The sequence below is a fragment of the Streptomyces sp. NPDC092370 genome (assembly GCF_044755265.1).
In the GTDB taxonomy this organism is placed as follows: Bacteria; Actinomycetota; Actinomycetes; order Streptomycetales; family Streptomycetaceae; genus Streptomyces.
Window position 1 is genome coordinate 12,254 of the sequence record NZ_JBIVQO010000007.1, and the last position, 13,262, is coordinate 25,515.

A 13,262-nucleotide genomic window follows, 5' to 3' on the forward strand; every position below is an offset into this window, starting at 1 on the left:
TCAGCCCCTGAGCATGCCCTCCAGCAGTTCCCGCACACCGGCCCGCACGTCCTCCAGGCTCGGCACCTCGGCACCGAAGGACCCCGCCACGCAGCTGAACATCAGCCCGTCCGCCCAGGCGATCAGCGACAGGGTGTGCCGGGCCGGGTCCGTCGAGCCCAGGCCGGTCACCAGGGCCGCGAGCTGGTCCCGGAAACGGGCGCCTGTGGCGTCGAAGTAGGCCCGCAGCTCGGGGCGGCGCGTGGCTTCCAGGGCCAGTTCGTAGCGGGCGAGGGTGAGGTCGCGGTTGCCCGTCAGGGCCCGGTGGGTCGCCAGGGCCAGCGCGTCCACCAGCGGACCCGCCCCGGCCCGGGGGTCGGGCATCTCGTGCAGCCCCAGCACCCGCGCCTCACGGTCGGCCAGGCGCCGCACCGCCAGTTCCAGCAGGGCCTGCCGGGTCCGCGCGAGGTTGGAGGTGGAGCCCTGCGGGAGCCCGGCCGCCTCGTCGACGGCCCGGTGCGTGAGGCCGCGCATCCCGCGCTCGGCGAGCAGGGCGAGGGCGGTGTCGGCGACGAGGTCGGAGCGGGCGGGGCCGGCGGTGCGTTCGGACATGGGCCTCACGCTACCCGCTCGACTACATCTGTAGTAACGTCGACGGCGTCACTACACATGTAGTAGAGCAGTAGCAGCACGAGGAGGAGCCATGACACAGCCGAGACGGGCCGTCGTGATCGGCGGCGGCATCGGAGGCCTGACCGCGGCGGTCGCCCTGCACCGGCTCGGGCTGCGGGTCACCGTGCTGGAGCGGGCCCGCTCGCTGGCTCCGGTCGGCGCCGCGATCTCCCTCGCGCCCAACGCCCTGCGCGCCCTGGACGTCATCGGCCTCGGCGACGAGATCCGCGCCCTCGCCGCCTGGTCGGGGGACGGCGGCTTGCGCGCCCCGGGCGGGCGGTGGTTGTGCCGCTCCTCCGCCGAGGCCGCCGCCGAGCGCTTCGGCGGCCCGCTCGTGTTGCTGCACCGCGCCACCCTCATCGAGCGTCTCGCCGCCCTCCTCCCGGCGGACGCCGTCCGCACGGACGCCGCCGCGGCCCTCGCCGACAGCGGCGGCCCGGCCCGGGCGGCCCGTGTCACGACCGCGGACGGCGAGATCGAAGCCGACCTGGTGGTCGGTGCGGACGGCGTCCGGTCCGCCGTGCGCGGGACACTCTTCCCCCGTCACCCGGGGACCGTGTACTCCGGCTTCACCACCTGGCGGGTCGTGATCCCCGTCCCCGGCGCGCGGTTCGCCTCGCACGAGACCTGGGGCCGAGGCCGTATCTGGGGCACCCACCCGCTCAAGGACGGCCGTGTCTACGCCTACGCCGCCGCCCTGGCCCCCGCCGGCGGCCGGGCGGTCGACGACGAGAAGTCCGAGCTGCTGCGCCGCTTCGGGGACTGGCACGACCCGATCCCGGCGGTGCTCGCCGCCATCCGCCCCGAGGACGTCCTGCGCCACGACGTCCACCGCGTCGCCGAGCCCCTGCCCGCGTACCACCAGGGCCGGGTCGCCCTGCTCGGTGACGCCGCGCACGCCATGCCCCCGAGCCTCGGCCAGGGCGGCAACCAGGCGATCGAGGACGCGATCGTGCTCGCCCACCACTGCGACGACCTGGCCGCCTACACCGCCGCCCGGCTGCCGCGCACGACCGCCATCGGACGCCAGGCCGTGAAGGCGGCCCGGCTCAGCCTCATGAGCGGCCGGACCGGGACCGTCCTGCGCGACACGGCCGTGGCCGCACTGTCGAAGGCCGGGCCCGCCCTGTTCCTGCGCGGCTTCGACGGCATCGCCGACTGGGCGCCACCGCAGCGGCCGTATGCTTCCGAACAGGCCCCGGCAGGCAACCGTTAGAGGAGATCCCCCCGTGAAGGTCGGCTGCATCGGACTCGGCGACATCGCGCAGAAGGCCTACCTTCCGGTCCTCGCCTTGCGGCCCGGAGTCGAACTGCACCTGCAGACCCGCACGCCGGCCACGCTCGACCGGGTCGCCGACGGCCTCCACCTCCCGCCGGAGCGGCGGCACACCACCCTCGACTCCCTGCTCGCGGCGGGCCTCGACGCGGCCTTCGTGCACGCGCCCACGCTCGTGCACCCGGAGATCGTCACGCGGCTGCTGGAGGCGGGCGTACCGACGTACGTCGACAAGCCGCTCGCCTACCGGCTCGACGACTCCGCGCGACTGGTGGCGCTCGCCGAGGAGCGGGACGTGAGCCTCGCGGTCGGCTTCAACCGGCGCCACGCCCCCGGCTACACGCAGTGCGCGGACCATCCGCGCGAGCTGATCCTGATGCAGAAGAACCGCATCGGGCTGCCGGAGGAACCCCGCTCCATGATCCTCGACGACTTCATCCACGTCGTGGACACCCTGCGGTTCCTGGTGCCCGGCGAGGTCGACGACGTGACCGTGCGCGCCCGCGTCCAGGACGGGCTGCTGCACCACGTGGTGCTCCAGCTCGCCGGGGACGGCTTCACCGCGCTCGGTGTGATGAACCGGCTCAGCGGTTCCTCCGAGGAGATCCTCGAGGTGTCCGGGCAGGACACCAAACGGCAGGTCGTCAATCTCGCCGAGGTCGTCGACCACAAGGGGCAGCCGACCGTGCGGCGGCGCGGGGACTGGGTGCCGGTCGCCCGGCAGCGCGGGATCGAGCAGGCGGTGCTCGTGTTCCTGGACGCGGTCCGGGCGGGCAAGGTGCTCAGCGCCCGGGACGCGCTGGCGACTCATGAACTGTGCGAACGGGTGGTACGCGCGGTTCAGGAGCGGACCGCCTGAGCCGCAGGGTCCGAGCGCCCTCACCGGCGGCCCACAGGGCGAGGATCAGCATCGCCGCGTGCACCGTCCAGTCGCCGTAGCGGACATAGGGCGTGGTGCCGTGGGCGAGGGGGATCTCGTAGACCTGGGCGGCGGAGGCATCCGTGCCGAGCCACGGTCCCACACGCCGCCCGTCCGGGCCGTAGACGGCGGAGACGCCCGTGAGGGTCGCGTGCACCATGGGGCGGCCGGTCTCGGCGGCGCGCAGCGCGGCGAGCGACGCGTGCTGCCCGGGAGCCCAGCTGTGCTGGAAGGTGGACGTCGACGACTGGCCGATCAGCACGTCGACGCCTTCCTGGGTGAGGTGACGGGTCATGTCGGGGAACGCCGTCTCGAAGCACACCAGCGGGCCGACGCGCAGATGGTCGCCTATGTTCATCACGACCGGCTGCGAGCCGCGCCTGCGGTCCTCACTCGCGGCCTTGCCGACGGAGGTGGCCCAGCCGAGCAGGGAGCGGGCCGGGATGTACTCGCCGAAGGGCACCAGCCGCATCTTGTCGTAGCGCTCGCCGGTCAGGCCGTCGGGCCCCACCAGGACGGAACTCTTGTAGATGCCGGGCTTGTCGGAGCGCCGGGCGTCCACGTTGACCAGGATGTCGGCGCCCGTCGCGCGGGACAGGGCGGCGAGCCGCCGGGCGAGACCCGGGCGGTCCCCGAGGTCGAAGCCGACGCTGCTCTCGCCCCAGACGATCAGGTCGAGGTCCTGACCGGCGAGCCGGCGGGTCAGCTGCTCCTCGCGGGCGAACCGGCTGTCCGGACCGACGACGACGCCCGGCTGCACGACGGCGACCTTGATCTGGCCGTCGACGGCGGGGCGGGGCGAGAACGTCCAGGCGGCGGAGGTGGCGGCGGCCGTGACCACCAGACCGGCGACCGCGGGCACCCGGGCCCGGCGGACCGCGAGAAGGACGGTCACGGCGACGTTGGCGGCCACGAGCAGGTAGCTGAGCAGCCACACCCCGCCGACCGAGGCGAGCCGCAGCGCGGGCTCGACCTGCCACTGAGTGCTGCCGAGCATGCCCCAAGGGCCTCCGAGGCCCTGCCAGGAGCGGACCAGCTCGGCGGCCAGCCAGCCCGACGGCAGAACCAGGAGCGCCACCGCCACCTGGCCCCGGGACCGGATCGCCCCCAGAAGACGGTGCACCAGCCACCCCCAGGGGGCCCACAGCGCGCCGAGGAGGGCGGCGAGGACGAGCGTGAAGACGTGCAGGCTCGGGAGCAGCCAGTGGTGCATGGCCAGCATGAAGCCGAAACCGCCGCACCAGCCCTCGTACGCGGCCCGTTTCCCGGTCGGCGCGGTGCGCAGCAGCAGGAGCCAGGGGACCAGGGCGGCGTAGGCCCACCACCACAGGGACGGCGCGGGGAAGGCGAGTACAGGGAGGGCGCCCGCGATCGCCGCGGCCGCCGAGCGGCGCCAGGGGGAGGTGAGCCAGTGGCCGAGCGTCTTCATAGGCGCCTCCTACCCGCGGGTGCCTCCAGTGTGCGCCCCGCGGGCGATCCAGGACACGGGACGCCGGGTCAGTTGATCACAGGTGCCGTCCGCGGCCCGGCAAGGCGCCGCCACTTCTCCCGTACGACCACCCCGCTCAGCCGCCAGCCGTCGTCCGTGCGCAGCAGCGCGAAGGCGTACCGGCCGCCGCACACGAAGTCGGGGGCGGGGCCCGTGGTGGCCATGGGGTTGACGTAGTCGGCCCGGACCTCGGCGGTGTCGCCGGTGCGTGCTCCCGGATCCCGAAGCGCACCCGCCGGTTGACGATCAGATCTGCCGCATCGGGGACAGGCGCAGGCTCTCCGCGAGCCACGCGGCGACGGCCCGGGCCTCTCCCTCGATGCCGCCGGCGGACCGGTGGTCCGCCCGTCCCCGCGGGGCGAACAACTCCCGGTACGCGTCCCAGTCGCCGTCGTCGACCGTCACCGCGTAGTCGATGATCAACTCGTCGACGGCCAGCCGGTCCCTCACGGCGGCGCGTTCCACGCGCTGCGTCATCGGCCCGGTGTTGGGCATGGCGGAGGGAGGACCAAGGGCCGTGCGGCCGCGATATTCGATGGCCGCCGGGGGCACCGGGGCCCAGTCTGTCCTTCGTGAACGATCAGAACGAACGGGGATTGCGCATACGCGCCCGCCACACCGAGACCACGATCACGGTCTACCAGGCCTACCGCCCGGAGATCGGCGGCCCGGCCGCGCGCCACGGCCGCTTCCCGTCGTCCTGGAAACGAGAGCGCATGACATGGGTCAAGCCGTCGTTCCTGTGGATGATGTACCGCTGCGGCTGGGGCACCAAGGAGGGCCAGGAGACGGTCCTGGCGATCGAGATCGCCCGCGAGGGCTTCCTCTGGGCGCTGCGCAACGCCTGCCTGTCCCACTACGTGCCCGCCCTGCACGGTGACCGGGCCGACTGGAGGCGGCAGTTGAGGCAGGCGCCGACGCGCGTGCAGTGGGATCCGGAACGGAATCTGCGTCTCGCCCCGCTCCCGTACCGGTCGCTTCAGCTCGGACTGGCGGGGGAGGCGGCCGCGCGGTACGCGGACGAGTGGATCGTGGGGATCGAGGACGTCACGCCGCTCGCCGCGGAGATCCACGGCCTGGTGAGGGCGGGGCGGCTGGAGTCGGCGGCGGGACTGTTGCCCGAGGAGCGGCCGTACGACATCGACGACGAGGTGCTGGCGCCTCTGCGCGCCCAGGGGCGCCGGCTCAGGCCGCCTTGACGACGCCGCCTCGGATCGCGGCCGCCCATTCGACGACGAGCAGCTCGTACTCCGCGCGCTCCTCGGCCGACAGGGTGCCGCCCGTGCGCTGCCACAGCGCACGGATCTCGTCGTTGACCTCGGCAGCGGACCGCACGGAACCAGGGGTCACGAAATCGGGGGACATGCGGACAAGCCTAGGGGCAGCCACTGACAGCCCGCTACCGGACGGCTACCCGATCCCTATGCGGTTGGTCACGAGACCCGGGTCACAGACACCCCGGGTCAGCCCGCCGACTCGGCCGCGTGGGGGCTCAGCGCACCCATGCTGACCAGGACGATGATGAGGATGCCGAGCGCGATGCGGTAGTAGACGAACGGCATGAAGCTCTTGGTCGAGATGAACTTCATGAACCACGCGATGACCGCGTATCCGACCCCGAAGGCGATGATCGTCGCGAAGATCGTCGGGCCCCACGAGACATGACCGCCCTCTGTGGCGTCCTTGAGCTCGAACAGACCGGAGGCGAGGACCGCGGGGATGGCGAGGAGGAAGGAGTAACGGGCCGCGGCCTCGCGCTTGTAGCCCATGAACAGGCCGCCGCTGATGGTGGCGCCGGAGCGGGAGACGCCCGGGACGAGCGCCATGGCCTGGCAGAGGCCGTAGATCAGGCCGTCCCGGACGCCCAGGTCCTCGAGGGCCTTGCGCTGCTTGGGCGCGCGGTGCTTGCCGCCGCTCTCGTCGCGGGCCGCGAGCCGGTCGGCGACGCCCAGGACGATGCCCATACCGATCAGCATGGTGGCGGTGATCCGCAGATCACGGAACGGCCCCTCGATCTGGTCCTTCAGCGTCACGCCGAGCACCCCGATCGGGATCGAGCCGACGATCACCAGCCAGCCCATCCGGGCGTCCGGGTCGCTGCGCAGTTCCTTGTTCGTGAGCGAGCGCGTCCACGCCGAGATGATCCGCCCGATGTCCTTGCGGAAGTAGATCAGCACGGCTGCCTCGGTGCCGATCTGCGTGATCGCCGTGAAGGCCGCGCCCGGGTCCTCCCAGCCCGAGAAGGCCGCCGTCAGCCGCAGGTGGGCGCTGGAGGAGACGGGGAGGAACTCGGTCAGCCCCTGGACGAGTCCGAGGATGAGTGATTCGAACCAAGACATGAGGTAGCGGAGTCCAAGTGCCGATCGTGGGACGGACGACGGGCGCACCGGGCCGCCGTCGCGATGAACGGGGGATCATGTGTGCCGAGGGGGAAGCGTAGCGCCCCCGGATGGCCGCTGGGACACAGGGGTTGGAAGCCGCTCCCGAGCAGCGGTGTTCAGGCCGCGGAGGGTCCGGTCACCGTCCAGCCGGGTGCCTGGGGGCGGGCTGTGAGGTCCTCGTGGCGTACCTCGTCGCCGCAGGCCCGGCAGGTGACGGCCGGGACGAGAGGCCGTCCGCAGGAGTGTTCCAGGACCATCGGCCGGTCGCCGTCCGGCCGGAGGTGACGGTCACCCCACGCCATGAGGGTCATCAGCACCGGCTCCAGCTCCAGTCCCGCCCGGGTCGGCCGGTACTCGAAGCGCTGCGGGCGCTCGCTGTACGGGTGCTTGGCCAGGATCCCGGCGTCGACGAGCCGGCGCAGCCGCGTGGCCAGGATGTCGCGCGGGGCGCCGATGTTGCGTACGAGCTGGTCGAACCGGCCGTTGCCCAGGCACACCTCCCGCAGCACGAGTAGGGAGTACTTCTCGCCGACGAGCGCGAGGGTGTCGGCGATGGAGCAGGGGCGCGGGTCTTTGCGGGCGGCCATGGGGCTCAGTCTAGGAGAGGGTTGGAATTTCCAACCCTGCGGGTTACGGTGAGTTTGGATTTCCTACTCACCAGTAGTCCTGGAGGCCCGTACATGCGTGACGCAGTCATCGTCGAAGCCGTACGCACCCCGATCGGCAAGGGCAAGCCGAACGGCGCCCTGGCCCACGTCCACCCCGTGGAGCTCCTCGCCCACACCCTGCGCACCCTCGTCGAGCGGACGGGGATCGACCCGGCCCTGATCGACGACGTGATCGGCGGCACCGTCGACCAGGTCGGCGAGCAGGCCATGAACACCACCCGCTACGCCGTGCTGTCGGCGGGTTTCCCGGACTCGGTGCCCGCGACCACCGTGGACCGCCAGTGCGGCTCCTCCCAGCAGGCCGTGCACTTCGCGGCGCAGGGCGTCCTCTCGGGCGCCTACGACCTGGTCGTGGCCTGCGGGGTGGAGTCGATGAGCCGGGTGCCGATGTGGTCGAACGTGCCCGCGGGCAAGGACCCCTTCGGCCCCAAAGTCGCCGAGCGCTACCCGGAGGGGCTCGTTCCGCAGGGGATCAGCGCCGAGCTGATCGCCGCCAAGTGGTCGATCGGCCGCGAGCAGATGGACACCTTCGCCGTCTCCTCGCATCAGAAGGCCGCCGCGGCGTGGGACAGCGGGCTCTTCGACGCCGAGGTCGCACCGCTGGAAGGGGTCGCGCGCGACGAATGCGTACGGCCCGGCAGCAGTACCGAGATCCTCGCCGGGCTCAGGCCCGCCTACCACGACCCCGTCTTCGCCGAGCGCTTCCCACAGATCGAGTGGAACGTCACGGCGGGCAATGCCAGCCCGATCAACGACGGCGCCTCGGCGGTGCTCATCACGTCGAGCGAGACGGCGGCCCGGCTCGGCCTGCGCCCGCTCGCCCGGCTGCACAGCTTCGCCGTCACCGGCTCCGACCCGCTGCTGATGCTCACGGGCGTCATCCCGGCGACCGAGAAGGTCTTGCGCAAGGCGTCGCTGACCCTCGGCGACATCGACCTGTTCGAGGTCAACGAGGCCTTCTCCAGCGTCGTACTGGCCTGGCGGCAGGAGACCGGTGCCGACCTCGCCCGGGTCAATGTGCACGGCGGCGCCATCGCGCTCGGGCATCCGCTCGGCGCGAGCGGAACCCGCCTGACGACGACGCTGGTGCACGCGATGCGGGAACGGGGCGCCCGGTACGCGCTCCAGACCATGTGCGAGGCGGGCGGACTCGCCAACGCCATGGTGCTGGAACGAGTGTGAGCCGGGCGGGCGTGACGACCGGTCAGAGACGGCGCAGCTGGTGCCGCTTGCGCCAGGCCACCACCACACCCGCCAGCGCGGGCAGGGCGATGCACGCCAGGGCGATCACGAAGGCGGGCGAGGTCGGGGCCGAGGCGCGGGCGCCCGCGACGGCGTAGGCGGCGGTGTTCGGGATCGAACCGAGAGCCGTGGCCAGCAGGAACGGCAACAGGCCCATCCGGGAGACGGAGGCACAGTAGTTCGCGGCCCAGAACGGCACCCCCGGGAACAGCCGCACCGCCAGCATCGAACGGAAACCGTGCCGGCTGAGCTGTCCGTCCGCGGCCTTCAGCCAACGCCCCCGCAACAGTGGCCGCAGGGCGTCCTGGCCCAGCGCCCGGCCCAGGCAGAAGGCGATCCCGGCGCCGAGCACCGTGCCACCGAGGGCGACGCCGAGGCCCAGCTGCGCACCGAACAGGGCGCCCGCGGCGAGGTTCAGCAGCGGCCTCGGCACGAACGCCACGGTGCACACGCCGTACGCCACCGCGAACACCGCCGCCGCGGCGGCTCCGCCGAGCTGCGGCGGCCAGCCCTCCGTCAGCAGCCGCTGGGGCTCGAACAGCAGCACCCCGCACGCGCCGACGGCGAGCAGCGCGACGAGCAGGGACAGCCGCGACCACGGGGAGAGCAGAACTCTCGTGCAGCGGACGGCGAAACGGGTCGGTACGGCGGGCGAGGCAGTCGTTGCCTGGGGAACGGCGACGGCGAGCTCCGCGGCGGTGGCCCGGGGAGAGGCCGTGGCGGTGCCCCCAGAGCGGGTGGTGGCATCGAGCATCTGGTGACACTAACCGACAAATGTGTGTGATCGCCGTATGGTTCGTCTCACCAGCGTCACAGGAGCCTGTGCGCAACCCCGTGCACGGGCAAGCGAAAACCATTCGACGTGCGGTAAGGCGTCAGCGATGATCGACGACATGTTCCGGCACGCCTTCACCCTCGCAGCATCCGTCGTCACGGATGCCCCGAAGGCTGCCGTCGCCGTTCCCACGGCCGTTGCCGGCGGCGCGCGAAGCTGACCCTCTCCGGTTCGTCCGGCGGACCCCGCAAGGGGAGGGTCGGGCAGGTCCTCGGGGTCCCACGTCCTTCTTCGCTGATCAGACGCTTCGAGGTACAGCCATGTCCAAGACGGCCTACGTCCGCACGAAACCCCACCTCAACATCGGCACGATGGGTCACGTCGACCACGGCAAGACCACCCTGACGGCCGCCATCACCAAGGTGCTCGCCGACCGCGGCGGCGGCGTGTTCGTGCCGTTCGACCGGATCGACCGGGCGCCCGAGGAGGCGGCGCGCGGCATCACCATCAACATCGCGCACGTCGAGTACGAGACCGACACCCGGCACTACGCGCACGTCGACATGCCGGGCCATGCCGACTACGTCAAGAACATGGTCACCGGCGCCGCCCAGCTGGACGGGGCGATCCTCGTCGTCTCCGCGCTCGACGGGATCATGCCGCAGACCGCCGAACACGTCCTGCTCGCCCGGCAGGTGGGCGTCGACCACATCGTGGTCGCCCTCAACAAGGCCGACGCGGGCGACGAGGAGCTGACCGACCTGGTGGAGCTGGAGGTCCGCGACCTGCTCACCGCCCACGGCTACGGCGGTGACTCCGTACCCGTCGTACGGGTCTCGGGGCTGAAGGCACTGGAGGGGGACCCGCGCTGGACGGCGTCGATCGAGGCCCTGCTCGACGTGGTGGACACCTATGTGCCGATGCCGGAGCGGTATCTGGACGCGCCGTTCCTGCTGCCCGTGGAAAACGTGCTGACCATCACCGGGCGGGGGACCGTGGTGACCGGGGCGGTCGAGCGGGGCGTGGTGCGTGTCGGGGACCGGGTCGAGGTCCTCGGTGCGGCCGTCGAGACGGTGGTCACCGGGCTGGAGACCTTCGGGAAGCCGATGGAGGAGGCACAGGCCGGGGACAGCGTGGCGTTGCTGCTGCGCGGGGTGCCACGGGATGCCGTGCGGCGGGGGCATGTCGTCGCCGCGCCGGGGAGTGTCGTGCCGAGTCGCCGGTTCACGGCGCAGGTGTATGTGCTGTCCGCGCGTGAGGGGGGTCGCACGACAGCGGTGTCGAGCGGGTACCGGCCGCAGTTCTACATCCGTACGGCGGATGTGGTGGGGGACGTCGACCTCGGTGGGGCCGGCGTCGCCCGGCCCGGGGAGACCGTTGTGATGACGGTGGAGCTGGGGCGGGACGTGCCGGTGGAGCCGGGACTCGGGTTCGCCATGCGTGAGGGCGGCAGAACCGTCGGGGCGGGGACCGTGACCGTGGTCGGTTGAGGTGGTGGGTGACTGTCGGACTGTCGTGGCCGGTTCCGCCCATGCGGCTCAGCCGCGCATGAGCAGCGCCATGCGCACCCTTTGAACGTGGTACCCCGCCGCACAATGGAGGGGTGAACGATCCCATTCCCGTGACCAGGACCACCGATCACGGCACCGCCAAGCTCATGCCCGACGTCGACCGGGACAGGGCCTGGCTGCTGACCGTGGACGGGGCGCCGCAGTCGTACGTCGATCTCGACGCACCCGCGCATCTGGAGTTCGAGTACACGCGGCGCCTCGGCCACGTCCTGGATGTCGTGGCCGAGCCGGGGCGGGCGCTGGACGTGGTGCACCTCGGGGGTGGGGCGCTCACACTGCCCCGGTACGTGGCCGTGACCCGGCCTGGCTCGCGGCAGGACGTCGTCGAGGCCGACCGGGGGCTGCTGGAGCTGGTGTCGGAGCGGCTTCCGCTGCCGCGAGAGGCGAACATCGCCCTGCACGCGGCGGACGCTCGCGACTGGCTGGAGAAGGCGCCCACGGCTTCGGCGGACGTTCTCCTCGCGGACGTCTTCAGCGGGTCGCGGGTGCCGGCGCACCTCACCTCCGTCGCCTACGTCCATGAGGCCGGGCGGGTGCTGCGGGACGGCGGGGTGTATCTCGCCAATCTCCCCGATGCCGCGCCGTTCGTCTTCCTGCGGTCGCAACTCGCCACTCTGGCCGGCGTTTTCGAGGAGCTCGTGCTGATCGCCGAACCGGGGGTGCTGCGGGGGCGGCGGTTCGGGAACGCGGTGCTCGTGGCCGGGCGGCGGCCCGTCGACGTCGCCTCCCTCACCCGGCTCACCGCTGCCGACGCCTTCCCCGCCCGGGTCGAACACGGTGCGAGGCTGCGGGAGTTCATCGGGGGCGCGCGGCCGGTGCGGGACGAGGACGCCGTGCCCTCACCCGAGCCCCCGGACGGGGCGTTCGGCATCGGCTGACGCCTGCTCGGTGCCGCCCCGGGCCACCGGTGTGGTCCGGCAGCGCAGGGTGCGGACGTCAGGTACGCACAGCACGGCGGCCGTGACCAGGACGACCAGGCCCGCGCAGCCCCACAGGGCTGCGCTGCGGCCGAAGGCCTCCTCCCTCGGTGAGGTGGCCGGACAGGGCCGGTGCCCATCAGAAGGAGGTGGCCGACAGGGCCGGTGCCCATCAGAAGGAGGTGGCCGACAGGGCCGATGCCCGTCTGAAGGAGGTGGCCGGACAGGGCCGACGCCGTCCTGATGCTCGGGGTGTACCGGGCCCGCCCCCCCCATCGCGGCGGGGGGCGGGGCCGTCGGGTTCCCCGGGTCAGCCGCCGGTCGGCTCGCCGTGCAGGCGGACCGTGCTGAGGATCTTCATGATGGTCTTCTCGGGCACCTCGCCCTCGACGCCCTTGGCGCCGTAGAAGCTCCACGCGACGAAGTCGCCGGCGGAGTTCTTGAAGCCGAACGTGACCGCCTTGCCGTCGCTCGCGCACTTCCCCTTGTCGGGCGTGTTCTCCGAGTACGCCCGGGCGACGCTGCCCTTCACGCCCGAGGCGGTGGTGTAGGGCTTGGCCTTGTCGTCGGTCTTGACGCTCTTCTTGTCAGGCTGCGTGTAGCCGCCGTACACCCACCAGGCCACCTGGTTGACCGCGACCTCGTCCGTGTTCTTGGCGCCGTCGGCGCCCTTGGTGCCCGCTCCGGCCAGGGACTCGGTCTCGCTCCTGCCGTCCTTGTTGCCGTCACTCGTGCACCACTTGGACTTGTAGAACGCCGGTGCCGACATGACGATCAGCGGCTTGCCGTCGCCGGACTTCTCGTCCTCGAAGCCCACGGACGTGGTCGGGGAGGCCACCTCCCAGTCCGCCGGTACGTCGAAGGCCGTGCCCCACTTGGGGTTGATGACGACCTTCCAGCCCTTGACCGTGGGCTGCTCGGCCTCGCCGCCGCGCGGGTCGTCGCCCGTGGCGGGGGCGCTGGGCTCCTCGGCAGAAGGGCTGGCCGACGTCTTGTCGCTCTTGCCGCCGCCGTCCGCCGTGTCGTCCTTGTCGCCGCCCAGCACCAGGAAGCCGGTCACGCCGGCCGCCACGACCACCGCGGTGGCGGCGATGATCGCGACCAGCTTCGTCCGGTTTCCGCCGCCACCGCCCTGCGGGGGCTGCGGCGCACCGGCCGGAGCCGGGGTGCCCCACTGCGGCTGCTGCCCATAGGGGTGGGGCTGCTGCTGGTATCCCGGCTGCTGGTATCCCGGCTGCTGGTACGGATTCGGCTGCTGATACCCCGGCTGCTGGTACGGGTTGTTCCCTTGCGGGTTCTGCTCGCCCCCGGGCGGCTGCTGTCCTGGCCACATGGGCAGCCACCCTAGCCGCGCTCCGGACACGATTTGGTCA

13 protein-coding genes and 2 pseudogenes are annotated in these 13,262 nt (G+C 72.3%); 6 read left to right on the forward strand and 9 right to left on the reverse strand.

The genetic code is table 11. From position 1 onward, the window contains the following. On the reverse strand, positions 1 to 591 hold the full coding sequence (locus tag ACIQHQ_RS21300) for a TetR/AcrR family transcriptional regulator (protein WP_402613526.1): 591 nt from the start codon (positions 589 to 591) through the stop codon (positions 1 to 3). A gap of 91 nt (positions 592 to 682) precedes the next feature. Here ACIQHQ_RS21300 and ACIQHQ_RS21305 point away from each other — a divergent pair, with 91 nt between their 5' ends. Together ACIQHQ_RS21305 and ACIQHQ_RS21310 are read left to right on the forward strand one after the other, a co-directional pair. After that, positions 683 to 1,867, forward strand: a complete 1,185-nt coding sequence (locus ACIQHQ_RS21305; RefSeq protein WP_402613528.1) for an FAD-dependent monooxygenase — start codon at positions 683 to 685, stop codon at positions 1,865 to 1,867. 13 nt (positions 1,868 to 1,880) lie between these two features. Continuing rightward, the gene (locus tag ACIQHQ_RS21310; RefSeq protein ID WP_402613530.1) at positions 1,881 to 2,786 is read left to right on the forward strand and encodes a Gfo/Idh/MocA family protein; all 906 of its coding nucleotides are present in this window, start codon (positions 1,881 to 1,883) and stop codon (positions 2,784 to 2,786) included. On the opposite strand, the gene lnt is transcribed toward ACIQHQ_RS21310, so the two are convergent. Both lnt and ACIQHQ_RS21320 read right to left on the reverse strand, forming a co-directional pair. Further along, a complete protein-coding gene (lnt, locus tag ACIQHQ_RS21315; protein WP_402613532.1) occupies positions 2,710 to 4,275 on the reverse strand; it encodes an apolipoprotein N-acyltransferase in 1,566 nt (521 codons plus the stop codon). The two genes, ACIQHQ_RS21310 and lnt, sit on opposite strands and share 77 nt — an antisense overlap. 68 nt (positions 4,276 to 4,343) lie before the next feature. After that, positions 4,344 to 4,812, reverse strand: a pseudogene (locus ACIQHQ_RS21320) (nuclear transport factor 2 family protein). A gap of 95 nt (positions 4,813 to 4,907) precedes the next feature. Here ACIQHQ_RS21320 and ACIQHQ_RS21325 point away from each other — a divergent pair. Continuing rightward, on the forward strand, positions 4,908 to 5,534 hold the full coding sequence (locus ACIQHQ_RS21325) for a DUF4291 domain-containing protein (RefSeq protein WP_402613534.1): 627 nt from the start codon (positions 4,908 to 4,910) through the stop codon (positions 5,532 to 5,534). On the opposite strand, the gene ACIQHQ_RS21330 is transcribed toward ACIQHQ_RS21325, so the two are convergent. The 3 genes from ACIQHQ_RS21330 to ACIQHQ_RS21340 form a co-directional block, all read right to left on the reverse strand. Then, positions 5,521 to 5,700, reverse strand: coding sequence for a hypothetical protein (locus tag ACIQHQ_RS21330; RefSeq protein WP_298564011.1), 180 nt, complete (start codon positions 5,698 to 5,700; stop codon positions 5,521 to 5,523). The genes ACIQHQ_RS21325 and ACIQHQ_RS21330 overlap by 14 nt on opposite strands. A gap of 98 nt (positions 5,701 to 5,798) precedes the next feature. Next, a complete protein-coding gene (locus tag ACIQHQ_RS21335) occupies positions 5,799 to 6,674 on the reverse strand; it encodes an undecaprenyl-diphosphate phosphatase (protein ID WP_402613536.1) in 876 nt (291 codons plus the stop codon). Between the two features lie 158 nt (positions 6,675 to 6,832). Further along, positions 6,833 to 7,303 carry a winged helix-turn-helix transcriptional regulator gene (locus ACIQHQ_RS21340; RefSeq protein WP_402613538.1) on the reverse strand — a complete coding sequence of 157 codons (471 nt, stop codon included), beginning with the start codon at positions 7,301 to 7,303 and terminating at the stop codon, positions 6,833 to 6,835. A gap of 93 nt (positions 7,304 to 7,396) precedes the next feature. Between ACIQHQ_RS21340 and ACIQHQ_RS21345 the strand changes: the two genes are divergently transcribed. After that, the gene (locus ACIQHQ_RS21345; protein WP_402613540.1) at positions 7,397 to 8,566 is read left to right on the forward strand and encodes a thiolase family protein; all 1,170 of its coding nucleotides are present in this window, start codon (positions 7,397 to 7,399) and stop codon (positions 8,564 to 8,566) included. A gap of 22 nt (positions 8,567 to 8,588) precedes the next feature. Here ACIQHQ_RS21345 and ACIQHQ_RS21350 read toward each other — a convergent pair whose 3' ends face one another. After that, complete coding sequence (locus ACIQHQ_RS21350) at positions 8,589 to 9,380, reverse strand: TVP38/TMEM64 family protein (protein ID WP_402613542.1); 792 nt, start codon at positions 9,378 to 9,380, stop codon at positions 8,589 to 8,591. Between the two features lie 341 nt (positions 9,381 to 9,721). Between ACIQHQ_RS21350 and tuf the strand changes: the two genes are divergently transcribed. Together tuf and ACIQHQ_RS21360 are read left to right on the forward strand one after the other, a co-directional pair. Next, entirely contained in the window at positions 9,722 to 10,891 is a 1,170-nt protein-coding gene (gene tuf / locus ACIQHQ_RS21355) for an elongation factor Tu (protein WP_402613543.1), read from the forward strand. 113 nt (positions 10,892 to 11,004) lie between these two features. Next, positions 11,005 to 11,850: a spermidine synthase gene (locus ACIQHQ_RS21360; RefSeq protein ID WP_402613545.1), complete on the forward strand. Its 846-nt coding sequence runs from the start codon at positions 11,005 to 11,007 to the stop codon at positions 11,848 to 11,850. Here ACIQHQ_RS21360 and ACIQHQ_RS21365 read toward each other — a convergent pair. Together ACIQHQ_RS21365 and ACIQHQ_RS21370 are read right to left on the reverse strand one after the other, a co-directional pair. Next, positions 11,812 to 12,000: pseudogene (locus ACIQHQ_RS21365) on the reverse strand (MFS transporter); the annotation flags it as partial. The gene ACIQHQ_RS21360 and the pseudogene ACIQHQ_RS21365 sit on opposite strands and share 39 nt — an antisense overlap. 199 nt (positions 12,001 to 12,199) lie before the next feature. Next, positions 12,200 to 13,222, reverse strand: coding sequence for a hypothetical protein (locus ACIQHQ_RS21370; protein ID WP_402613547.1), 1,023 nt, complete (start codon positions 13,220 to 13,222; stop codon positions 12,200 to 12,202). Between the last annotated feature and the right edge of the window lie 40 nt (positions 13,223 to 13,262).